Source organism: Phenylobacterium sp., assembly GCF_035475775.1.
In the GTDB taxonomy this organism is placed as follows: domain Bacteria; phylum Pseudomonadota; class Alphaproteobacteria; order Caulobacterales; family Caulobacteraceae; genus Phenylobacterium.
In genome coordinates this window covers 38,836-60,825 of sequence record NZ_DATIMC010000060.1, presented here as the reverse complement: position 1 = coordinate 60,825, position 21,990 = coordinate 38,836, and the positions used below count along the sequence as shown (strand labels likewise).

At 71.1% G+C, this 21,990-nt stretch carries 23 protein-coding genes and 1 other RNA gene; 8 read left to right on the top strand and 16 right to left on the bottom strand.

The window, feature by feature from the left end; translation table 11 throughout:
- Position 1: 1 nt before the first annotated feature.
- Positions 2–100, bottom strand: an RNA gene (gene ffs / locus VLI41_RS07425) — signal recognition particle sRNA small type.
- Between the two features lie 85 nt (positions 101–185).
- On the opposite strand from ffs, the gene nudC reads away from it, so the two are divergent.
- A complete protein-coding gene (gene nudC, locus VLI41_RS07420; protein ID WP_325267434.1) occupies positions 186–1,115 on the top strand; it encodes an NAD(+) diphosphatase in 930 nt (309 codons plus the stop codon).
- A gap of 71 nt (positions 1,116–1,186) precedes the next feature.
- Complete coding sequence (locus VLI41_RS07415; protein ID WP_325267433.1) at positions 1,187–1,603, top strand: hypothetical protein; 417 nt, start codon at positions 1,187–1,189, stop codon at positions 1,601–1,603.
- On the opposite strand, the gene VLI41_RS07410 is transcribed toward VLI41_RS07415, so the two are convergent.
- A complete protein-coding gene (locus VLI41_RS07410; RefSeq protein WP_325267432.1) occupies positions 1,600–2,445 on the bottom strand; it encodes a prephenate dehydratase in 846 nt (281 codons plus the stop codon). The two genes, VLI41_RS07415 and VLI41_RS07410, sit on opposite strands and share 4 nt — an antisense overlap.
- Positions 2,442–3,191: a 3-deoxy-manno-octulosonate cytidylyltransferase gene (locus VLI41_RS07405; protein ID WP_325267431.1), complete on the bottom strand. Its 750-nt coding sequence runs from the start codon at positions 3,189–3,191 to the stop codon at positions 2,442–2,444. Before VLI41_RS07405 ends, VLI41_RS07410 begins: the two co-directional genes overlap by 4 nt.
- A 125-nt stretch (positions 3,192–3,316) precedes the next feature.
- Here VLI41_RS07405 and VLI41_RS07400 point away from each other — a divergent pair, with 125 nt between their 5' ends.
- Positions 3,317–4,099 carry a cytochrome c family protein gene (locus tag VLI41_RS07400; protein ID WP_325267430.1) on the top strand — a complete coding sequence of 261 codons (783 nt, stop codon included), beginning with the start codon at positions 3,317–3,319 and terminating at the stop codon, positions 4,097–4,099.
- A gap of 7 nt (positions 4,100–4,106) precedes the next feature.
- Here VLI41_RS07400 and VLI41_RS07395 read toward each other — a convergent pair whose 3' ends face one another.
- The 8 genes from VLI41_RS07395 to VLI41_RS07360 all read right to left on the bottom strand — a co-directional run bounded on the left by VLI41_RS07395 (position 4,107) and on the right by VLI41_RS07360 (position 13,152).
- Positions 4,107–4,952, bottom strand: coding sequence for an NlpC/P60 family protein (locus VLI41_RS07395; RefSeq protein WP_325267429.1), 846 nt, complete (start codon positions 4,950–4,952; stop codon positions 4,107–4,109).
- The gene (locus VLI41_RS07390) at positions 4,949–6,328 is read right to left on the bottom strand and encodes a leucyl aminopeptidase family protein (protein ID WP_325267428.1); all 1,380 of its coding nucleotides are present in this window, start codon (positions 6,326–6,328) and stop codon (positions 4,949–4,951) included. The genes VLI41_RS07395 and VLI41_RS07390 overlap by 4 nt, the downstream gene beginning before the upstream one ends.
- A 133-nt stretch (positions 6,329–6,461) precedes the next feature.
- On the bottom strand, positions 6,462–6,626 hold the full coding sequence (locus VLI41_RS07385; RefSeq protein ID WP_325267427.1) for a Flp family type IVb pilin: 165 nt from the start codon (positions 6,624–6,626) through the stop codon (positions 6,462–6,464).
- Between the two features lie 291 nt (positions 6,627–6,917).
- Positions 6,918–8,375 carry an MFS transporter gene (locus VLI41_RS07380; protein WP_325267426.1) on the bottom strand — a complete coding sequence of 486 codons (1,458 nt, stop codon included), beginning with the start codon at positions 8,373–8,375 and terminating at the stop codon, positions 6,918–6,920.
- A 129-nt stretch (positions 8,376–8,504) separates the two neighbouring features.
- A complete protein-coding gene (locus tag VLI41_RS07375; protein WP_325267425.1) occupies positions 8,505–9,677 on the bottom strand; it encodes an alanine--glyoxylate aminotransferase family protein in 1,173 nt (390 codons plus the stop codon).
- A gap of 134 nt (positions 9,678–9,811) precedes the next feature.
- Positions 9,812–10,588 (bottom strand): tyrosine-protein phosphatase, encoded by a 777-nt coding sequence (locus VLI41_RS07370; RefSeq protein WP_325267424.1) that lies wholly within the window; start codon positions 10,586–10,588, stop codon positions 9,812–9,814.
- Between the two features lie 42 nt (positions 10,589–10,630).
- The gene (locus VLI41_RS07365) at positions 10,631–11,635 is read right to left on the bottom strand and encodes a hypothetical protein (protein WP_325267423.1); all 1,005 of its coding nucleotides are present in this window, start codon (positions 11,633–11,635) and stop codon (positions 10,631–10,633) included.
- Positions 11,636–11,700: 65 nt separating this feature from the next.
- The gene (locus tag VLI41_RS07360) at positions 11,701–13,152 is read right to left on the bottom strand and encodes an AMP nucleosidase (protein WP_325267422.1); all 1,452 of its coding nucleotides are present in this window, start codon (positions 13,150–13,152) and stop codon (positions 11,701–11,703) included.
- A 158-nt stretch (positions 13,153–13,310) separates the two neighbouring features.
- Here VLI41_RS07360 and VLI41_RS07355 point away from each other — a divergent pair, with 158 nt between their 5' ends.
- Complete coding sequence (locus VLI41_RS07355) at positions 13,311–15,080, top strand: adenylate/guanylate cyclase domain-containing protein (protein WP_325267421.1); 1,770 nt, start codon at positions 13,311–13,313, stop codon at positions 15,078–15,080.
- On the opposite strand, the gene VLI41_RS07350 is transcribed toward VLI41_RS07355, so the two are convergent.
- From VLI41_RS07350 to VLI41_RS07340, 3 genes are all read right to left on the bottom strand, one after another.
- Positions 15,073–15,477, bottom strand: a complete 405-nt coding sequence (locus VLI41_RS07350; protein ID WP_325267420.1) for a hypothetical protein — start codon at positions 15,475–15,477, stop codon at positions 15,073–15,075. The genes VLI41_RS07355 and VLI41_RS07350 overlap by 8 nt on opposite strands.
- Positions 15,478–15,570: 93 nt before the next feature.
- On the bottom strand, positions 15,571–16,263 hold the full coding sequence (locus VLI41_RS07345; protein ID WP_325267419.1) for a Crp/Fnr family transcriptional regulator: 693 nt from the start codon (positions 16,261–16,263) through the stop codon (positions 15,571–15,573).
- 111 nt (positions 16,264–16,374) lie between these two features.
- Complete coding sequence (locus VLI41_RS07340; RefSeq protein WP_325267418.1) at positions 16,375–16,701, bottom strand: UrcA family protein; 327 nt, start codon at positions 16,699–16,701, stop codon at positions 16,375–16,377.
- A 160-nt stretch (positions 16,702–16,861) separates the two neighbouring features.
- Between VLI41_RS07340 and VLI41_RS07335 the strand changes: the two genes are divergently transcribed.
- Complete coding sequence (locus VLI41_RS07335; RefSeq protein ID WP_325267417.1) at positions 16,862–18,133, top strand: dicarboxylate/amino acid:cation symporter; 1,272 nt, start codon at positions 16,862–16,864, stop codon at positions 18,131–18,133.
- A gap of 95 nt (positions 18,134–18,228) precedes the next feature.
- Positions 18,229–18,675 (top strand): response regulator, encoded by a 447-nt coding sequence (locus VLI41_RS07330; protein ID WP_325267416.1) that lies wholly within the window; start codon positions 18,229–18,231, stop codon positions 18,673–18,675.
- A gap of 3 nt (positions 18,676–18,678) precedes the next feature.
- On the opposite strand, the gene VLI41_RS07325 is transcribed toward VLI41_RS07330, so the two are convergent.
- Positions 18,679–18,885 (bottom strand): hypothetical protein, encoded by a 207-nt coding sequence (locus VLI41_RS07325; protein WP_325267415.1) that lies wholly within the window; start codon positions 18,883–18,885, stop codon positions 18,679–18,681.
- Between the two features lie 28 nt (positions 18,886–18,913).
- Positions 18,914–20,653: an ATP-binding protein gene (locus VLI41_RS07320; RefSeq protein ID WP_325267414.1), complete on the bottom strand. Its 1,740-nt coding sequence runs from the start codon at positions 20,651–20,653 to the stop codon at positions 18,914–18,916.
- 226 nt (positions 20,654–20,879) lie between these two features.
- Between VLI41_RS07320 and VLI41_RS07315 the strand changes: the two genes are divergently transcribed.
- Both VLI41_RS07315 and VLI41_RS07310 read left to right on the top strand, forming a co-directional pair.
- Entirely contained in the window at positions 20,880–21,566 is a 687-nt protein-coding gene (locus VLI41_RS07315) for a glycine zipper 2TM domain-containing protein (RefSeq protein ID WP_325267413.1), read from the top strand.
- Positions 21,567–21,620: 54 nt separating this feature from the next.
- A complete protein-coding gene (locus VLI41_RS07310; protein ID WP_325267412.1) occupies positions 21,621–21,989 on the top strand; it encodes a YccF domain-containing protein in 369 nt (122 codons plus the stop codon).
- Position 21,990: the final 1 nt, after the last annotated feature.

Sequence of the window (21,990 nt, the reverse complement as noted above, 5' to 3'; positions counted from 1 at the left end):
GAGGTGGAGACCGGACAGCGACCCGGAGCGTAACTCGTTACGGCTGCTTCCTTCCGGACCTGACCGGGTTGGCGAGGCGTCCGCCCGCCGCCGATCTCCGTCTCCTATATCGCCGCTGGCGGGAGCTTCCGCAAGCTTGGCTCCGGCGCCGTGACGCCGCGGCTCAGGCGCCTTAAAAGCCCGCCATGCCCCTCGACGCGTTCAGAAACATCTTCGCCGGCAACCCTCTGGACCGGGCGAGCGAGCGCCGGCCCGACAAGGCCTGGCTCGCCCGCCAGCTGGCCGCACCCGACTCGCTCGCGCTCGCGCTGTGGAACGGCCGCCCTCTGGTCGAGCCCCGCAAGGAGGGCGGCCAGCAGATCGCCTATGTGCCGGCCAAGATGGCCGAGGAGCTCTCCGAAGGCGGCGAGGGCCTGCTCTTCCTGGGGCTCTGGAAGGAGACTGCGGTCTTCGCCCTCGATCTCGACGGCGAGGCCAATCCCGCCGACGGGGGGCCGCTGCAGGGCATGGGCGGCTTCGAGGACCTGAGGCGCGTGGCCATGAGCCTGCCGCCCGGCGACGCAGGCATGGTCGCCACCGCCAAGGCGATGTTCGAGTGGCGCCGGCGCCACCGACATTGCGCGGTCTGCGGCGAGCCGACGGTCGCCGTCGAGGGCGGCTGGAAACGCCAGTGCCCGGCCTGCGAAGCCGAGCACTTCCCGCGCACCGATCCCGTCGTGATCATGCTGCCCTACCACGGGGATCGCTGCATGCTGGGCCGCCAGGAAGCCTGGCCGAAGGGCATGTTCTCGGCGCTCGCGGGCTTCGTGGAGCCCGGCGAGAGCATCGAGGAGGCCTGCGCCCGCGAGCTCAACGAGGAGGCGGGGCTGCATGCGGTGAAGGTCCGCTACCATTCCACCCAGCCCTGGCCCTATCCCTCCTCGCTGATGATCGGCCTGATCGCCGAGGTGGAGGACGAGGAGGGGACGCCCGACCAGACCGAGCTCTCCGAGGTCCGCTGGTTCACCCGCGAGGAGGCGCGAAAGCTGATCGCCGGCGATATCGAGGGGACCTTCGCCCCCCAGCCCCTGGCCATCGCCCACCAGCTCATCAAGGCCTGGGTCGAGGAAGGCTGAACCCGGCTCAAGCGCACGCCGCATTTGCTGTATGATCCTCTCGCGTGTCGGATCAACAGCGGAGTCTTCGCATGGTCCTGCGATCCAAGGTCCTTCCAGCCGCCCTCGCCGCCGCAGCGCTCGCCGCCCCGCTCGCGGCCCGCTCCGCCGACCTGCCCACACGCGAGCCCGGCTCCCACGTCTCCTGCTTCCTGAGGCGCGACTGGGCGGGCTGGAGCGCGCCCGGCGACGGCGACGTCCTCTACCTGCGGGTCGGCAACCGCGAGGTCTGGCGCGTGGGCCTCACTCCGGGGACCCACGTCCACAAGGATCCGGGGTACTTCCTCGTCGCCCGCGCCCGTGGTTCGAGCTGGGTCTGCGGCCCGCTCGATCTCGACCTCAGCCTCTCGGACAGCCATGGCTTCCGCCAGGGCCTGATCGCCACGTCGCTGCGCAAGCTCACTCCCGCCGAGACCGCTGTCATCCCGAAGAAGGACCTGCCCGGCTAGCCGCGCGTCCGGAACGGATCGGCCGGGTAGACGCCCAGGATCTCGAATTTCTCGGAGAAGAAGCGCAGCTCCTCGAAGGCGAGCGCCAGGCCGCGGTCCTCGGGCCGGCCGTCCACCTCCGAGTAGAAGAAGGTCGCCGTCCAGGCGCCGTTCTCCATGTAGCTCTCGAGCTTGGTCATGTTGACGCCGTTCGTGGCGAAGCCGCCGAGCGCCTTGTAGAGCGCCGCCGGCAGGTTCCTGACCCGGAACACGAAGCTGGTGATGCAGGGTTCCGTGAACGGCGGCGGCGGCGGATTGGGGTCCGCCGTCATGATCAGGAATCGGGTGGTGTTGTGGTGCTCGTCCTCGATGTCGCGCAGCAGGATCTCCAGGCCGTAGATCTCGGCCGCCAATGCGGGCGAGATCGCGGCCTTGCTCGGATCCGGGTGCTCGGAAAGAAGCTTCGCCGCGCCGGCGGTGTCGCCGGTCGCCTCGGTCTTCAGCTTCAGCCGCCGGATCGTCTTGCGGCACTGGCCGAGGGCGATCGGCATGCTCATCGCGGTGCGGATGTCCTCCAGCTTGGCGCCTTTCGCGCTGATCAGCTGGAAGTGGATCGGCTTGAACCGCTCGCCGATGATCCTCAGGCCCGAGGACGGCAGCAGGTGGTGCACGTCGGCGACCCGGCCGGCGGTGGAGTTCTCGACCGGGATCATGCCGAGCTCGCAGCGGCCGGTCTTCACCGCCGCAAACGCCTCCTCGAAGGTCGCGCAAGGGACCGGCTCGGCCTCGGGGAACGCCGCCAGGCAGGCTTCGTGGCCGTTGGCGCCCAGCTCTCCCTGGAAGGCGATCTTGCGCGGGCTCATGCCGCCGTTCCTTGGCGGTGCTGCGCGAAGGCGCGCGCGGCCTCGAGATCCGCCGGCGTGTCGACCGAGATGGGCGCGGCGTCCGCCACCGCCGCCCAGATCGAAAGACCGAGTTCGAGCGCCCGAAGCTGCTCCAGCTTCTCCCGCCGTTCGAGTGGGGATGGCGGGGCGGCGTTGAACCGGGCGAGCGCCTCGCGGCGATAGCCGTAGACGCCCACGTGCCGCCAGACCGGAGCCTCGCCGTAAAGCGTGGAGCGGGTGAAGTAGAGCGCCCGGCCCGTGCGACCGTGCGGCTCGAGCGCCAGCACCGCCTTGACCACGTCCGGGTTCGTCCGGTCGGCGGGCGATTGCTCCGGGGCCACCACGGTGGCGATGTCGCACGCCGGCTGCGCGGCCAGCAGGCCGGCGCAGGCGCCCACCACGCCCGGGTCGACGAACGGCATGTCGCCCTGCAGGTTGACGACCACGTCGTGCGCCCCCCCGGGGTCGAGCTCGGCGAGCGCCGCCAGGATGCGATCGGAGCCGGAGGGCAGGTCGGGATCGGTCAGCACGGCGCGGCCGCCGGCGGCTTGCACCGCCGCCACGATCGCCTTGTCGCCGGCCGCCACGCAGACCGGACCGGCCCCCGCCGCCTCGGCCTGGCGCAGCACGCGGACGATCATCGGTATGCCGCCGATCTCGGCCAGCGGCTTGCCTGGCAGGCGGGTCGCGGCCATGCGCGCGGGGATCAGGACGATCGGGTTCATCGGGGCCGTTGGGCGGTTGCGCCAGCGCCGGTAGCGTGTAAGAGAGCCGGGCGCAATAAGGGCGGGATTCCCGCGGGGTCGCCGGTCTCGGAAGGCCGGTCGTGGAGAGGGCCACTCAAGGATCAATGGCGAGCGATCTGACGTTCAACAAGGTCGCCGGCGCGGTGCTCGCGACGGGCTTGGTCATCGTGGGCCTTCGGGCGCTTTCGTCGGGGGTGTTCACGCCGCAGCCGCCGGCCAAGCCGGGCTACAAGGTCGAAGTCGCCGCCGAGACCGGCGCCGCGGCGAACGCGCCGGAAGTCCCGCCGGATTGGGGCACGGTGCTGCCCAAGGCCGACGTGGCCGCCGGCCAGACGGTTTTCGCGAAATGCCAGGCCTGCCACAGCCTGACCGCCAACAGCATCGGTCCGGACCTGACGGGGGTGGTGGGCCGCAAGCCCGGCAGCGAGCCCGGCTTCTCCTATTCGCCGGCCATGGAGGCGTTCGCCGCCAAGACGCCGATCTGGGACTACGATCACCTGTTCGAGTTCATCAAGGGCCCGCAGAACTACATCCCCGGCACCAAGATGACCTTCGTCGGCCTGAAGAAGCCGGAAGACCGGATCAACGTCATCGCCTTCCTGCACACCCAGGGCTCGCACCTGCCGATCCCGCCGCCGAACCCGGCCAAGGCCGCGGCCGCCGCAGGCACGACGGGGCCCGCAGGCGCTGCGGCGCCGGGGGCGGCGGGCGCGGGCAAGCCGGTCGCGACGGGCACGACCGCAGGCGGCCCCACGGCCGGCGCGGGCCAGGGCGCCAACGCCGGCGGTCCGGCCGGTCAGGGCAAGAACGCCGGCGCCAACGCCGCCCCGCAGCAGCAGGGCGTCTCCAGCCCCGGCAACGCCGGCGGCGACACCGCCAAGCACTGATCCCGCCCTAAAGCGGAGGGAGCCGCCGGAAGCTCGTCGGCGCTCCGTGCCCCTCGGCGGCGATGCGCGCGATGGCCTCGTCCAGGGGCTCGACCGCCACCATCATGTGATGGCCGTTGGCGTGGACGATCCGCCCCGCGTCCAGGCCGATCGCCACGTGGCCCTTCCAGAACGCCAGATCGCCGCGGCCGAAGGCCTGCCGGCCGATCGGCTCGCCCAGCGCCTCCTGCTGGTCGGTATCGCGCGGGCAGGCGCGGCCGCAGGCGAGGAGCGCCTGCTGCACCAGGCCCGAGCAATCCAGGCCCAGGCTCTCTCGGCCGCCCCAGAGATAGGGCGTCCCCAGGTGCCGCTCGGCCACCGCGGCGGGGTCGGTCTCGAAGGCGCCGATCGGCGCGAGGTGCTGGAGGGTCATCCAGCCGGCGCCGCGCACCTTGCCGAGCCGCCCCTCCTCCGCCTCCACGCTGACCAGCGAATTGAGCGAATAGGGGCCCGTGGCGCGCGTCCGGATGCTCGGCCCCTCGAAGGCGTAGGTGCGTAGCGCCGCGATCCGGTGGGTGGGCGCGGATCCGGGCGGGCGCAGCGCCTCGGCCCTGACGAAGCCCACGTAGCCGTCGCGCCGGGCCTGGCCCCAGACCCAGCCGTTCGCCTCCTCCTCCAGGACGTCGAAGGCCTCGCCGAACAGCAACTGGTCCATCTGCTCGGCCTCGGGGCTCGGCACCGCGTGGATCCCTATCGCCGGAACGCCGCAGGCGTGCGGCTTGGGATCGAGGTAGACCTCGGCGGCGACGATCCCTTCCAAGGCGCGCGCGGCGATCCCGTCGCGCAAAGGCGTGACGCGCGGATCCAGCTTCACGCGAAGCGTTCCCGAAGCAGGCCGTAGAGGCCGCGGATCGCCTGCGCCTCCGCGCCCGCGGGCCAGCCGGGCCTGCCGCGCGGGTTCCAGGCGAAGATGTCGAAATGCGCCCAGGCGCCCTCCGGCGCGAACCGCTGCAGGAACAGCGCCGCGGTGACCGAGCCCGCCTGCGCCCAGCCGTCAGGATCGTTCTTGATCTCGGCCACGTCGGACTCGAGCGCTTCGGCGTAGGGCTTCCACAGCGGCATGCGCCAGAGCGGATCGGAGGCGGCCTCGGCATGGCGGGCGATGTCGGCGGCGAGCGCGTCGTCGTCGGTGTAGAACGGCGGCAGCTGCGGCCCCAGCGCCACCCGCGCCGCGCCGGTGAGCGTGGCGAAGTCGAGCGTCAGCGCGGGCTCCAGCTCGGCCGCGCGGGTCAGCGCGTCGGCCAGGATCAGGCGGCCTTCCGCGTCGGTGTTGCCGACCTCGATGGAGAGGCCCTTGCGCGAGGCGAGCACGTCGCCCGGGCGCATCGCGTCGCCGGAAATGGCGTTCTCCACGGCCGGGACCAGCACCACCAGCCGCACCGGCAGCCCCGCCGCCATCACCATCCGCCCGAGCGCCAGCGCGTGCGCCGCCCCGCCCATGTCCTTCTTCATCAGCCGCATGCCGGCCGAGGGCTTGATGTCGAGGCCGCCGGTGTCGAACACCACGCCTTTGCCGACCAGCGCCACCAGCGGCGCATCGGCCTTGCCCCAGCCGATCTCGATCATCCGCGGCGCGCGCTCGGGGACGGCGGCGCGGCCGACGGCGTGCACCGCCGGATAATTGGCCTCCAGCAGGCCCTCGCCCGCCACCACCGTGATCTGCGCGCCGTACCGCTCGGCGATCTCGCGCGCGATGGTCTCGATCTGCCTGGGCCCCATGTCGTTGGCGGGGGTGTTGACCATGTCGCGGGCGAGCGCGCAGGCATGCGCCACCTGGCGCACCTCAGTCGCCTCGAAGCCCTCCGCCAGCAGCCGGGGCTTGTCTGCGGCCGGCTTCTTGTAGCGGTCGAACTTGTAGCCGCCGAGCGCGAAGGCGAGCGCGATCTGGTCGGCGGCGAGCGCCTTCGGCGCATGGGCGATGCGGTAGGTCCCGGCGGGCAGCTTGGCGGGAAGCGCCCGGAACGCCATGGGGTCCGGCTTCGCCCCGAGCCCGAACAGCACGCTGGCCAGCGCCCCGTCGGCGTCCGGCACGGCCAACACCTGGCCGGCCTTGCCCTTGAACTCGGAGATGGCGGCGTAGGCCTTGGCCGCAGCCGGGGCGGCGTCGAGCGCCCGCTCCGTCTCGCTCTCCAGGAGCGCGCGCACCGGGATCGCGGGGCCTTCGGCGGTATCGAGGATGACGTCGGACATGGGCGGCCTGGCGGGGGAGGATTTCTCCCTGTCGCGCAAGTGCCGCCCCGCCGCAACCGCCCCGCGCCCCAAAAGCAGAAGGCCCCCCGGCGTCGCCGGGGGGCCTTGCCATTCAGGAAGTCCCCTGGACCGATTACGGCAGGTTGTTCGACACCGTCGTGAAGGTGTTCTGCAGCTTGGTCCCGAGGGTGGTCAGCGCGGTGACCAGCACCACCGCCACCAGGGCGGCGATCAGGCCATACTCGATGGCCGTGGCGCCCGACTCGTCCTTGAGGAAACGGGTAATGGACTTGGACATGACTTGCTCCTTCCAATTCGCGGGCCGGCGGCGGAGGGGTAGGAACCACCGCCTGCTCGTCCAATCGCAGGAGCAACTTCGCCGAACGCGTTTAATTCCCAGTAAATAAGAGAGTATTCGCGACGTTATTTCTTTGGTTTACTGAAATTAATCATGAGTATCGGTTAAGCATGTCGCCGTTGCTCTAGAGAATTTTGCTGTAGATTCAACGCCCCATATGCGCGCGAGCGGCCCGCGGCGACCCATTCCGGCCGCCCGAAAAAATCGCGCGGGCTGCGGGCTTCGCCGCGATCAGGCCGCCCGACGCCCGGCGCCGCGCACGAACAGGAGGCCCGCGAGCCCCACGCCGAGCAGCAGGACGATGCTCGAGAAGCCGCCCTGCTGGGTGTGCGTGAGCCGGGTGCCGATGTTGACCAGGCTGGGCGCGAGCCAGGCCGTGGCCACGCCGGACAGGGCATAGACGCCGAAGAAGGCGCCGGTCTGCTCGGGCGGGGTCAGGCGGGTCAGCGTGGTCCGCGCCGAGGCGTACTGGCCGGTGATGAAGATCGCATTGTTGAAGCCGATCAGCAGGTAGATGAGGTCCGGAAGCGTCCGATAGACCGGCCCGGCCCACAGCGGCGCATGGGCGTGCGGATCGTAGTGGATCGCGTAGAGGATGGTGTCGGGCCGCATGCCCAGGAGCGCGATCAACCCCAGCATGGTCATGAAGATCTCGATCCTGAGCGCGTTCTTCGGTCCCAGCCCGGCATCCAGCCAGCGGCCGACGAAACCGCCGAACACGGCCACCACGGACAGGATGATCCCGGTGATCAGGAGATCGAGCGGCCCCCATTTCATGACGCCCGCGGCCAGCACGCCGAAGAAGAACAGCACCCCGTTCATGCCGTCGACGAAGAACATCCGGCTGACCAGATAGACCACCGCGTCCTTGTAGCGGCGCACGGTCTTCAGCATGCCCCACAGGTCGGCCGCCCCCTCGGCGAAGGCGCGCAGCGCCGGCACCCCGGTGCGCGGCGCATCGGGGGTGAACAGCAGCAGCGGGATCGCGCCCACCAGCAGGATGCCCGCCGAGAGCAGGGCCACCACCCGCTCCGGCTCGTGCAGCGCGGGGTTCAGCCCGAACAGCGGCGTGGCAGGCACCCAGGCCCAATGCACCTTGCCGGGCAGGGCGAAGGCCCAGGCGGTGAACGCGAGCGCCAGCACCGAAGCCCCGTTGCCGAGCGACAGCGCCAGCCCCGAGGCCTTGTGCGCTCCGCTCAGCCCGGCGGCGCGCACCAGCATCGAGTTGTGCAGGACCTCGGTGTAGGAGAACAGCACGTTGACGACCATGGCGATCAGCATGGCGGCGGTGACGGAGAGCGCGCTCTGGTCGGGTCTCGCCCACCACAAGGCGGCGATCATCGGGGTCATCACCGCCACCAGCAGGGCGAGCCAGGCCTTGCGCGGCCCGAGCTTGTCGATGGAGGCGCCGAGGAAGGGCGCGGTCCCCATCACGATCCAGCCCGCGTACTGCTGCCAGCGCGAGATCACTTCCTGGCCGCGCACCGGGTCGCCGACCATCACCGAGGCGACGTAGGGCATGAAGATGTAGATGGTCATCAGGATCACGTACGGATCCCGGCCGCCCTCGAAGATCGACCAGGAGACCGCGCCGCGGTCGAGCCTCGCATCGCCGCCGATCTCGGAGACGATCGGCGGATCGAGCACGGACGCCGGGCCGTGCGTCTCGAGCGAGCTGGATTCGGCCAATTGCGTCTCCCCGGGTCCGCCCTTGTTGGACAGGCGGTTTGCGGCGGACGTTAGACGCTGCGTTCCCGCACGGCCATCCTCCATGTCGTCCCGGGCCGCCCCCCTTGCCGTGGAGGGGAGCGGCAGAATTCAGGCCAGCTTCTTCTCGGCCGCGGCGACCGCCGCCGCCGCATCGGCCGTCCGGCCCTGCGCGCCGAGCGCCTGGCAAAGCGCGGTCAGGCACAGCCGCACGTGCCAGGGGGTGGCCGAGGCGCCCATCAGGCCGATGCGCCAGATGCGGCCCTTCAGCGGCCCCAGGCCCGCGCCGATCTCCAGGTCCCAGGCTTGCAGCACGTGGGCCCGCACTGCGGCCTCGTCGATCCCCTCGGGCACGACCACGGCGTTCAGTTGCGGCAGGCGGTGGGCGGGGTCGACCAGGATGGCGAGCCCCACCGCCTCCAGTCCCGCCGCGAAGGCCTCGTGCACGCGCGCATGGCGCACGATCGCCGCCTGCTGCCCCTCCTCGAACAGCGCGACCAGCGCCTCGTGCAGGCCGTAGAGGGCGTTGATCGGGGCGGTGTGGTGATAGGTCCGGCCGCCCTCGCCGCCCCAGTAGGACATCAGGAGGTTGAAATCGAGCAGCCAGTTCCTGACCTTCTCCCGGCGGCCGGAGATCGCCGCCTGCGCCCGCTTCGAGAGCGCGATCGGCGCCAGCCCCGGCGGCGCGGAGAGGCACTTCTGGGTCCCGGAATAGACCACGTCGGCGTCCCAGCCGGCCACGTCCACCGCGATGCCGCCCAGCGAGGTCACGCAGTCGACGACGCTCAGCGCGCCGTGCTTGCGGGCGATGGCGCAGAGCGGGCCGGGATCGGTCCGCGCGCCGGTCGAGGTCTCGGCGTGCACGAAGGCCAGCACCTTGGTCGGCGCCGCGGCCAGCACCGGCTCCACCTTCTTCGGATCGACCGGCTGGCCCCACTCGTGGTCGATCGTGACCACGCTGGCCCCGGCGCGGCCGGCCATGTCGGCCATCCGCCCGCCGAACGCGCCGTTCACCGCGATCACCGCCCGCTCGCCCGGCTCCAGCAGGTTCATCATCGCCGCCTCCATGCCGGCGGTGCCCGGCGCGGGCAGCGGCACGCAGGCGTGCTCGGGGGCGTTGAACAGCCGCTGCAGCGCGGCCTTGATCTCCTCCATCAGCGCCTGGAACTCGGGATCGAGGTGGCCGATCGTCGGCCTGGCGAGCGCCGCCAGCACGCGCGGGCTGACATCGGAGGGGCCGGGCCCCATCAGGATCCGGCGCGGCGGTTGGAAGCTTTGCATCATCACTCCGTGATTCACGGCGTGGTGATTAGGCGCCTCGCGCGGCGCACGCAATTCTGAATGCGGGCCTTCCTCTGGAGGTCTGTCCCTGATTGCGCCCGTCGCGGTTTGCGGAGACTGCGGCGGGCGCATGCATCTCAGCCGTCCAGCAACCGGTGGCGGATGCGTTCGCGCAGGGCCCGATCGACCCCCAGCGCCTGCTCCAGATAGGCTTCCACCGAGCCGTAGCGCTCACGCATGCTCGCAAACGCGGTCTCCAGGTACTCCGGGAAGACGGAAACCGCAGTGCGCACGGCCTCCGGGCTCGCGGTGCGGCCCAGGTGCGCGGCGAAGTAGGGCTCCAGCGCGGCCATCTTGCGCTCGATCCGCGTCTCGTCGTTGGTCAGCAGGAAGTCGGCCATGATGTCGTCGGGATGCACGCCGGCGATGTGATGGGTGAGCGCGCAGGCGATGCCGGTGCGGTCCTTGCCGGCCGCGCAATGGACGATGACCGCGCCCTCCGCTTCGCCGAGCGCCCGGAAGTAGGCGCTGTAGAGATGGGTGTAGCGGGCCTCGAAGGGCGTCAGCCGGTAGTAGTTGCGGGTGTCCTCGAAGAACCAGCCGGCGCTCAGGTCGCAGAGCTTCAGCTTGTCCAGCCAGTCGGGATGTTCCGAGACGATGTCGTTCTCGATCACCGCCGCGTCGAAGCCCGCCCAGCGGCGCGACGGCTCGCGCTTGCGCTCGTGCGGCTGGCGCAGGTCGACCACGACGCTGACCCCCAGTCCGCGCAGCCGGGCGAGGTCGGCCTCGCTCGCCATGTGGTGCGCGCCGGACCGGTAGAGCCGGGCGGATTTCAGGCCGCGGCCGCAGGTCGTCGGATAGCCCCCGAAATCCCGGAAGTTCTCGATCCCGTCGAAGTCGATGTGCCGGCTCATCGGCCGATCCTGTAACCCGCTTCGGCCGGCGGATCGAGACGGCTATGGCATCGCTGCCGGAGTGGCGGGCGCGGCGGGATGGGCCTCCTGATAGCGGGCGCCCGCAAGAGCGTTGGGGAGCGAGTAGTTGCCCTCGTGGCAGGCGTATTCGTAGATCGGCCCCTTGGTCGCGCGCATCGGCATCTCGGCGCGCCAGGGCTTGGTCAGATAGGCCGGGTCGTCGACGCCGAACTGGTACAGGATCTCCCCGGGCCCCGTGCGGGTGAACCGCTCGATGAGCTTCGCCTGCGGCGAATAGACGATGTCGCCGTTCAGCGAGGAGACGTGTGAGCGGGGCTCGAAGTTGGTCGTCTCGATGACCAGGGTGTCGCCCTCCCACCAGCCCACCGAATCCCCCAGCCAGGGGCGGATCTCGGCCGGGATGTGCCGGCGTTGGGGGTCGAGCCGGATGATCCGCACGTCGTGGTTCATTTCGATCTCGATGGCCACGGAGTCCTTGGTCTGGACGATCTGGTAATTGGCGTTGAAGCCGGTGTTCATCATTGGCGGCCCGTCGGGCGAGCCGATGGCGATCAGGCAGCGCTCTTCCGCAGGCCGCGACTCGGGCCCGTCGTAGGAGTGCCTGTCAGCGGCCTTGAGGGCCGCCTTGCCAGCCTGGTTGTAGGGGATCTTGCCGTCCGCCGGGTCGACCACCCATGACGAGCGCATCTGTCCGTCGATGCGGCCCAGGTGCAAGTCCATCTCCAGGATGTCGGCCTGCGGGGCGTTCTTCACCTCCGGCGGCGCCGGCAGCTTCGGATCGACGCTCGGTTCCAGCAGGCCGCCCACCATCTTCCTGAAGCCTGCGATCACCATCGCCTCCTCCTGAGGCGTCGCGATCAGGCCCTTGAAGATCGGCGGCCGCTCCAGGAAGGTCAGCGCCGAGTTGGTCCAGATCCCCTGAAGGTCGGGCGCTCCATAGGCCGTGTGCGGCGCACGATAAGGAGCGGCGAACGCGGTTCCGGCGACGAGCGTCGCGGCGAGAGCGAGTAGCGGCAGGCGGCGCATGATCCCCTCCGACTCCGGATGGCGTCCGTTCGTGTTCTTTCATGACTTTCGTGGTCGAAACCGCCTCAGCGGAACGGCGGCTCGTCGAAGCTGCGGAGCTTGCGCGAGTGCAGCCGCGCGCCCTCGCCCTTCAGGAGGTCGACGGTGGCGATGGCGATCTGCAGGTGCTGGCCGATGGCCCGCTCGTAGAACGCGTTCGCCTGGCCGGGCAGCTTGATCTCCCCGTGCAGCGGCTTGTCGGAAACGCAGAGCAGGGTGCCGTAGGGCACCCGGAACCGGTAGCCCTGGGCGGCGATGGTGGCTGACTCCATGTCGATGGCGACGGCCCGGCTCTGGTTGAACCGCTGGGCCGAGGACGAATAGCGGAGCTCCCAGTTGCGGTCGTCGGTGGTGACCACCGTGCCGGTGCGCAGGCGCCGTTTCAGCAGCTCGCCGGTTTCCCCCGTCACCCGTTCGGCGGCGGCGTTGAGCGCCACCTGCACCTCGGCGATCGGCGGAATCGGGATCTCCGGCGGCAGCACCCGGTCGAGCACGTTGTCGTCGCGCAGATAGGCGTGGGCCAGCACATAGTCGCCGATGGTCTGCGAGCCCCGCAGCCCGCCGCAGTGGCCGATCATCAGCCAGGCCTGCGGCCTGAGCACCGCCAGGTGGTCGCAGATGGTCTTGGCGTTGGACGGGCCCACCCCGATGTTGACCAGCGTGACCCCGCGGCGGCCGTCGGCCATCAGGTGGTAGGCCGGCATCTGGTGCTTGCGCCATGAGCCGGCGGCGACCTGCGCCTCTGGATTGGGCGTCTCCGCCGTGACGTAGACCTGGCCAGCCGCCGAGAGCGCCTTGTAGGCGCCGCCGCGCTTGAGCTGCTCGCAGCCCCAGCGGACGAACTCGTCGACGTAGCGGTGGTAGTTGGTGAACAGGATGTACTGCTGCACGTGCTCGGCCGGCGTGCCGGTGTAGTGCGCCAGCCTGGCCAGGGAGAAGTCGGTGCGCAGCCCGTCGAACAGCGCCAGCGGGCGGGGCAAATCCCCGGGCGTCAGCCAGGATCCGTCGGCGATCTCGTCGCCGATGTAGGCGAGCTCGGTGGTCGGGAAGTAGCGGGCGATCTCGGCCGAGCTGCGGTCGGCGAGCTCGATGTCGGCGGCCCCGTCCAGCACATAGGCGAAAGGGATCTCCTGCGCCGAACGGCCGACCTCGATCTCCACCTCGAAATCCCGCTGGATCAGCGAAAGCTGCTCGACCAGGTAGTCGCGGAACAGGTCCGGGCGGGTGACCGTCACCGAATAATGGCCAGGCAGACCGATGCGGGCGAAGGCCCGGCCGATCCGCGGATAGGCCCGCCCCGCCGGCCAATGCAGGCGAAGCTCAGGATAGCTGAAGGCGGCTTCGGCGCGCAGCTTCGGATCGGGCGGCGTTCCCTCGGCTAGGAACGCCCGCAAGGCGATGCGCAACGCCTCCACGCTTCGGCGGTACTCCGCCTCCAGCCGGTCGGTGATGCCGGCGGCCGTGCTGTCCAGGGCCATGTCGCCTTATATCGCGCCCCGCCCGGGAAGCGAGCGCCGAGACAAACCGCGCTCGACTGCCGCGGCGTTCATGTTGTCATCGTCCCTTCGCCAGCCCATGTTGGATTCGAACAGCCGTTCGGCAGGTCGACGAGCTTGCTGGTGGGGAGAGCCCGGCAGTGACAGCGCCCACGCGCGAAAGACGCCTCAGCGCGATCCTGGCGGCTGACGTCGCGGGCTACAGCCGCCTGGTCGCCGCCGACGAGGAGGGCGCCCTGGCCCGGTTCGCCGCGCTTCTCGGCGAGGTGATCCGTCCTGCTGTCGGCCGGCGCGGCGGCGAGGTGATCAAGACGACGGGCGACGGTGTTCTGGCGACCTTCGCGAGCGCCGCGGCGGGCCTGCATGCCGCGCTCGAGATCCAGGCCGGCGTGGCCGAGCGCAGCGCCGATCTGGCGCCGGAGCGGCGCCTGCTCTTCCGCATCGGCCTGCACGTCGCCGACGTGGTGGTCGAGGCGGGCGACGTGTTCGGCGACGGGGTCAATGTGGCCGCGCGCCTGCAGGCCATGGCCGACCCTGGGGGCGTGCTGGTGTCCAGCCGCGTGCAGGAGGACACCCAGGGGCGCGTCGAGGCGGTGTTCGAGGACATGGGCCCGCAGCAGCTGAAGAACATTCCGCGCTCGGTGCAGGTTTATCGCGTCCGCGCCGAGGGTCCGGCTCCGGCCGCCGCGACGCCGCGGCTGCCGTTGCCCTCGAAGCCTTCGATCGTGGTGCTGCCATTCCGCAACATGAGCGGCGATCCGGAGCAGGAGTACTTCGCCGACGCGGTCACCGACGACATCGTCACGGCGCTGTCCCGCTGGCGCTGGTTCTTCGTCATCGGCCGCAACTCGAGCTTCGCCTACAAGGACCGCGAGGTCGACGTGAGCAGCGTCGGCCGCGACCTTGGCGTCCGCTACGTGCTGCAGGGCAGCGTGCGCCGCGCGGGGCCCCGGATGCGGGTGAGCGCGCAGCTCATCGAAGCCTCCGACGCGACCCACGTCTGGGCCGAGAACTACGACCGCGAGGTGACCGACGTCCTAGCCGTGCAGGACGAGATCACCGAGCACGTGGTGGGCGCGATCGAGCCGGCCATGCTGCAGAGCGAAGGCGTGCGCACCGCGCGCAAGGACCTCGCCGACTTCGACGCCCTGGACTTCTACCAGCGCGGCATGTGGCACCTGAACAAGGTGTCGCGGGAGAGCTGCAAGGTGGCCGTGGGCTTCTTCCGGCGCGCCATCGAGCGGGACCCGGACCTGCCCCTGGGCTACATCGGCCTGGCGCGCGCGTTCTATGGCGCGGCGGTGTACGGCTGGTCCGAACGGCCGCTGTCCGATCTGGCCGAGGCGCGCGAGGTGGCCCGCAAGGCGATCCGTCTCGATCCGCGCGACGCCTACGGCTACTTCGCCTGCTCGGGCGCCTCGCTCTATCTCGGCCGCCACCGCGAGGCGCTGGAGGAGGCGCGCAAGACTATCGCGCTCAACCCGAACTTCGCCTTCGGCCACTTCCGGCTGGGCCAGGTGCTGGTCTATTCCGGCCGCGCCGCCGAGGCCATCGGGCCCATCGAGCGGAGCATCCGCTACAGCCCCTATGATCCGCAGCTCGGCGCCATGCGCTCGCTCCTGGCGCTCGCGCACTTTCACGCCGGCCAGTACGAGGCGGCCATCCGCCACGCCGAAAGCGCCACCGCCCTGCACGACCTGCGCGCCTCCGGCGTGATCGCGGCGAGCCTGGTGCGGCTCGGGCGGCTGGAGGAAGCGCAGGCGGCGTTCGCCTCGGAGGACCAGGACCGCGCCCGCCGGACGCGCGTGCCGAGGCTGTCGCCCTACGCCCGTCCCGCCGACCGCGACGGCTTCGTCGAAGCCCTGAAGGTCGCGGGCGTCGGGGATAGCCTGCTGGAGCGGATCAGCTAGCCGGCCGGCCGGCGCGATCCTGCGGGTGCCGGTCGGCGGGATAGCGCGTCTTGATCAGCATGGTGATGCCGCCGCGGGTCATGTCCGTGTCGGGGGCGTGCCAGACGTTGAGCTCATAGTCGTAGCCGGGCGCCCAGGCGAAGGTCAGCGGGATCGGCGGATCGGCGGCGAGCGCCGAGTGGATGACCCCGCGGATCGCCTCGCGCAGGCTTTCGGGGATGGTCTCGAAATGCGTCTTCCAGGCGCGGCCCAGCGGCGTCTTCTCGTCGCCCAGGAACGCCAGGTCGAGCGGCCGCCCCGGCGCGAAGTGCTGCTGCCGCTGGGCCTTGAACGCCCCGATGCGATCGGGGTGGAACTCGCGGTTCAGCTGCGCAAGGTAGGTCTGCAACATCGGCATTGGATGGGATCCCCCACAACGGCCCCGATCGGCCAGGAACTCGCATGATTATGCCCGAAATGCGCGCCTGTCTCGGGCGCCCTCCGGGCGGGCTCAGCCGTCGAGACCGCCGCTCACCAGCCCCTGCAGCCGATCCGGCGCGGTCAGCCGCACGCCCGCGGCCGACAGCTCGACCCAGCCCTGGCCCGCCCATTCGTTGAGCTTGCGGTTGACCTTCTCGCGCGAGGCGCCCACCCGCCGCGCGAGCTCCGACTGGGTCAGTCCGACCAGCCCGCGCGCGCTCTGCTCGGCGAGCAGCGACCGGGCCAGCCGGCCGCCGAGGTCCAGACCGGCCATGGCTTCCAGCGCCGCATTCGTGCGCCGCAGGCGGGCGCTCAGCACCACGAGCAGGGCGACCGCCGCCTTGGGCTCGGATTCCAGGGTCTCGAGCAGCGCGGCGCGCGGGATGCGCCACAGCCGACTCCGGCGAGTCGCGGCCATGTCGGTCGAGCGCGGGCCGCCGTCGATCACGGCCATCTCGCCGATCAGGGCGCCGCGGCCGAACGCCACGAAGCGGACGTCGCGGCCGCCGCCGAGACTGGTGCGGATCTCGATCTCTCCGTCGAGGATCAGGAACACCGCATCGCCCGGATCCCCCGCCTGGCACAGCAGCGCCCCCGACGCGAGGTCGAGCGGGGCGCCGGCGCGGGCCAGCGTGAGGCACGCCTCCATCGAGAGCACGCGCAAGACTTCGCCCTCCTTGAGCGCCGTCGCGACCCGCTCGAGGGTCTCGCTGGCCATGACCATGCCGCGTCCTCATGGAAGCGCCGCGGCGGAACGAGAAAGCCCGCCGACGCACCGGCTGTGAGATTATCACAGACGATGCGCCGTCGGGTCTCCCTCGGGGAGAGGGCGTGGTCAGCGAGCGGTGCGGCTCGCGACGATGATGCTGGGGTGCGCGCCGGTCGAGGCCTGCAGGACGTTGAGCTTGGTGACCGCCTGGGCGGTCATTTGCGAGGCGCACTTCTGCTGCTCGAGGCGCCGGCCGATGTCGCGGCTCAGGTCGCCGCCGCAGAATTGGGTCGCGGCGTTGTCGATGCGCTTCAGGGCGACGGCGGAGCCCTGCGGGGTCCCGAGGTTCAGGTCGCCGAGCTTGACGACCATCTGGTCGGCGGTCTGGGCGAAGGCGGCGCCGGACGCCAAGCTGAGCGCGGCGACGGCGGCGGTGAAGCTGTAGCGGTTCATGATGGAAGCTCCTTCGAGGGGTGTGTCGCTGGTCGCGACGTCAGCTTCTTAGGCCGGCCCCCGAACCGCGGCTGTGACCGGCGTCACAGGCCGGGCGGGATGGACACGGCGCCGCTTCGCCGCCACAAAGCGCGCCCGAGCCTTTGGGGGCCTCCGCCGCATGAACCGCCTGTTCACCAGCCTGATCGTCGCGGCCATGGTCCTGGGCGTGGCGGTGGGCTGGGCGCTCAACCGATACGCCAGCCCCGATCAGGCCAAGGCCGTCGCCGAGAACCTGTCGATCGTCACCGACGTCTTCCTGCGGCTGATCAAGATGATCATCGCGCCGCTGGTCTTCTCGACCCTCGTCGCCGGCATCGCCCACATGGAGGACGCCGCCGCCATCGGCCGGACCGGCGCCAAGACCATGGGCTGGTTCATCGGCGCCTCGATCGTCTCGCTGACCATCGGCCTGATCATGGTCCACCTGCTGCAGCCGGGCGCGGGGCTCTCGCTCACCGCGCCGGACGCCGGCAAGGCCGCCGCGGCGGTGGACATGTCGAAGTTCACGCTCCGGGCCTTCGTCACCCACCTGGTGCCGGCCTCGATCATCGAGGCGATGGCCAACAACGAGATCCTGCAGATCGTGGTGTTCTCGATCTTCGTCGGAACCGCGGTGGCTTCCGTCGACGACCGCGCGCCGGCGGTGCTGGCGCTCATCGAGCAGGTGGCCGCGATCATGCTGAAGGTCACCGGCTACGTGATGCGCACCGCGCCCCTGGCGATCTTCGCCGCGCTGGCCTCGACGGTGGCGACCCAGGGGCTGTCGATCCTGGCGACCTACGCGAAGTTCGTGGGCGGCTTCTACCTGTCGCTGGCCATCCTGTGGACGCTGCTGGTCGCGGTCGTCGTCGCCGTGGCGGGTCCGCGCGCGCTCAAGCTGATGGCGGCGATCCGCAGCCCCGCGCTGCTGGCCTTCTCGACCGCCTCCTCGGAAGCCGCCTATCCGCGGACGCTGGAGGAGCTCCAGAAGTGGGGGATCTCGCGCAAGGTGGCGAGCTTCGTCCTGCCGCTCGGCTACTCGTTCAACCTCGACGGCTCGATGATGTACTGCACCTTCGCGACCCTGTTCATCGCCCAGGTCTACGGCATCCACATGTCGATCGCCCAGCAGGTGACCATGCTGCTGCTGCTGATGGTGACCTCCAAGGGCATGGCCGGCGTGCCGCGCGCCTCGCTGGTGGTGATCGCCGCCACGCTCGCCTATTTCCGCATGCCGGAGGCCGGCCTGATCCTGATCCTCGCGGTCGACCACCTGCTCGACATGGGCCGCTCGGCCACCAATGTGGTCGGCAACTCCGTGGCCTCCGCCGTGGTCGCCAAGTGGGAGAACCAGATCGAGGCGCCGATCCCGGCCTGGGGCTCCGGACCGCCGGCGCCTCAGAATGGGTAACCGGAGAACGGAAATAACGGGATTCATGGTGAATCTTGGCGCGGCCTTCACCACGGCGCGCGCAGGCTGCGGCTGAACGCGGGAGACTGCGCCCCATGGACGTCCGTCACCACGACGCTGCGCGAGACGGCCTGAAGATCCTGCACGTCGACGACGACGCGGTGAGCCGCCTGGTGATGCACCATCTCCTGGTCGAGCTCGGCCATGCGGCGGAAGCGGCCAGCTCCGCGGCCGAAGGCCTGGCGCGGCTGGCTCTCGAGCCGTTCGACCTGATCATCTCCGACATCCACATGCCGGGCCTCGACGGGCCGGGTTTCCTGGCGCAGCTCCGCGCCGGCGCGCCCGAGACCGCGGCGATCCCGGTCATCGCCATCACCGCCGACGTGATGAGCCGCGCCTGCGAGGACTACCGCCTCCTGGGTTTCCAGGCGGTGATCTCCAAGCCGTTGCTGCTCGAGCCGCTGAAGCGCCTCATCCGCGCCGCCACCGCGCCCGGCGCCGAGCGCGCCTTCGCCGCGGCCGGCTTCAGCAAGGCGGGCTGATCCCTAAGGCCGATCGCGCTCGTCGGGCCTGAGCAGGCGCGCGCGGGTCGAAAGCCGCTGCTCCATGCGCTCGGCCTCGTGGCGCAGGGCCTCGGCCTTGGCCAGCAGCCACTCGCGCTGCGGGCCGGGGGCGAGCCTGGCGGCCGCAGTCTCGGCGGCGTTCGCCTCGTCTCTCAGGGCTTGCGGCGTCATGGCGCCCAGAACCGTCATTCGACGGTTCGGTTCCGAGGCGTGGCGGTCAGGCGGCCTGCGCCGCCCCGGCCGTGTCGCCCTCCAGCGCCCGTTCGATGGCCCGGAAGAGCGTCGCGATCTGCAGCGGCTTGGCCACCACGCCGTCCATGCCGGCCGCTAGGTACTCGGCCTGTTGCTCCGGCAGGGCGTTGGCGGTCACCGCCAGGATCGGCGTGCGGGGCCGGCCGCCGGCCGCTTCCTCCGAGCGGATCAGGCGCGTGGCGCTGACGCCGTCCATCACCGGCATCTGGATGTCCATCAGGATCAGGTCCCACTCGCCGCCGCGCCAGGCGGCCACCGCCTCGGATCCGTCCGCCGCGAGCGTCAGCGACAGGCCCGCCTGGTCCAGGAGGGCGGCGATCACCTGGCGGTTCACCTCGTTGTCCTCGGCCGCCAGGATGCGCAGCGAGGCGGCGGCCGCCGGCGCCTCGGGCTCCTCGCGCGCCGCAAGGGTCTGCGGCCCGGAGATCCGCTCCAGCGGCAGGGTCACCGTGAACAGCGAGCCGCGGCCCTCGGCGCTGTCCACCGCGATCGTCCCGCCCATCAGCTCGACGAGCTGGCGGCAGATGGCCAGGCCCAGCCCCGTCCCGCCGACCCGCCGGGTGGACGAGCCGTCGCCTTGGACGAAGCGCTCGAAGATCCGCGCGCGGGTCTCCTCGGATATGCCCGCGCCGCTGTCGGCCACCTCCAGCCTGAGCCCCTCCGGCCCGTGACTGATTCCCACCGCCACACTGCCGTGGTCGGTGAACTTCACCGCATTGGAGACCAGGTTGTAGAGCACCTGGCGGATGCGCACCCGGTCGCCGAGGAACGAACCCTTCGCGGCCGCCTCGATCGAGAAGCTCAGCGCCACGCCCTTCTGGTCTGCCATGTGGGCGAACGGGGCCACCGCGCCGCGCGCGATGTGCTCCATGTCGAACGCCTCGCGCTCGATCTTCAGCTGGCCCGCCTCGATCCGCGCCAGGTCCAGCACGTCGTTGAGGATGGCCAGCAGGGTCTCGCCGCAGCCGCGGATGATCCGAAGGCGGCCCATCTGCTTGCCGGGCAGGGATTCGCCCTGCATCGCCTGGGCCATGCCCAGGATGCCGTTCAGCGGCGTGCGGATCTCGTGGCTCATGGTGGCCAGGAACTCGTCCTTGGCGCGGCTCGCCTGCTCGGCGGCGGCGGTGGCGTCGGAGAGCCTGCGCCAGGCCGCCATCAGCTTGTTGCGCGCCGGCCAGAGCAGCATGGCGTAGAGCCCCAGCGTCGCCGGCGGCGTCAGGGCCCGCAGCCAGTCGCCGGCTTGTGCGGATCGCACCGTCATGCCGACGGCCACCAGGCCGAGCACCGCGAGGTGCGGCGACAGCGCCGCCATCAGCATCTTCGGCGCCGAATAGTAGCGCAGCAGGATATTGACGGTGGAGAAGCCGATCAGGGCGATGGCGAACAGCCGCGCCCCGCCGTCGCCGCGCGAGATCATCACCGCGGCCGCCGCTGCGCCCAGGACGGCCAGGGAGAAGGTGAGGGCGAGGCCGACGGCGCTCGGCGCCTCGAAGCCCCGCCGCCGCGCAAAGGCCTGTTCGCTCAGGCTCACCAGCGTCCACGCCGCCAGCCAGCCGGTGACCCAGGCCGCCGGCGCCACCGGCCAGCCGGCGATCGCCACCAGCGCCGCCAGCGCCGCGCGCAGCCAGAGGTTGGGGGCGGCGAGCAGGTCCTGGCCTTCGGCGCCGCCGCCGGGTGCGGACTTTGCGTTCGAACGGGTGTTCATCGCCGACCTCTTGCGGGCCGATGGAACACCCGGACAGGTTAACCTCCGGTTGCGCGCGGCAGTTGAGTGATCGGCGGTTCTGCGCCCGATCGGTGCACCGCGCCCACATTCCCGCACACCGGCGGGTGAACCGCGGCTGAACGAACGCGTCCTGCACAGTTCAGCTTGTTCGCGGCAGGGTCCTGCCCCTACAGACGGCGTGGCCGTCGTCCACGAGGAGAACACCATGCGTCGCAACATCCTGCTGGCGGGCTTTGCGCTCGCCGTCGTCATCCCCTCCGCCGCCGCGGCGCAGGAGACCTGCGAGCAGCGGGCCCAGAACCGCGTCGCCGGCACGGCGATCGGCGCGGTCGCCGGCGCCCTGATCGGGTCTTCGGTGGCCGGCCACCACGACCGCGCGACCGGCGCCGTGGTCGGCGGCGTCGCCGGCGCGGTGATCGGCAACCAGGTCGCCAAGGGCCCGGCCGACTGCCGCCACGCCTACGGCTGGTACGACGACCGCGGCGGCTGGCACGCCAACGCCGTCGATCCCAACCTCGCCTGGGGCTACTACGACCGCCGCGGCGCCTGGGTCGAGGGCCGCCCCGCCGATTACCGCCCGGCCGAGTACCGCGCGCCGCCGCCGCGCGGCGATTGGGACGACGACCGCGCCTGGGGCGACCGGCCCGGCTCTCCGGACCTGCGCGCCTACGAGGACCGCATCCACGAGGAGATCCGCCACGGCGTGCGCGACGGCCGGATCGACCGCGGCGAGGCCCGCGACCTGATGGGCCGGCTGCGCGACATCCGCGCCGACGAGGCCCGCATCTTCGAAGCGCGCGGCGACCGCCTGCCGCCGGACGCCCGCTACCGCCTGCGCGAGCGCCTGCGCGACCTCGACCGCGATGTCGATCGCGCCGCCCGCTATCGCTGAGCCGCCGGCGCGCGCCCTCCCCGGCCCTGTGCTAGACCGGCCTGGGAGGGCGCCATGCGGCTGTTGCTCAATATCCTGTGGTTCGTGTTCGGCGGCTGGATCTCCGGCACGGCCTGGATCCTGGCCGGCGTCCTCCTGGCGATCACCATCGTCGGCCTGCCCTGGACGCCCGCCGCCTTCCGCATGGCGGGCTTCAGCTACTGGCCGTTCGGCCGCATCGTCATCGACCGCGACGACGGCGCGGCGAGCTGTCTGCTGAACGTCCTGTGGCTGCTGCTCGCCGGCTGGTGGCTGGCGCTGCACCACCTGGTGCTGGCCTTCGGGCTGGCGATCACGATCATCGGCATCCCCTTCGCCTGGCAGCATGTGAAGCTCGCCGGCCTGGCGCTCACGCCGGTCGGCAAGGCGGTCGTGGAGGTCTGAG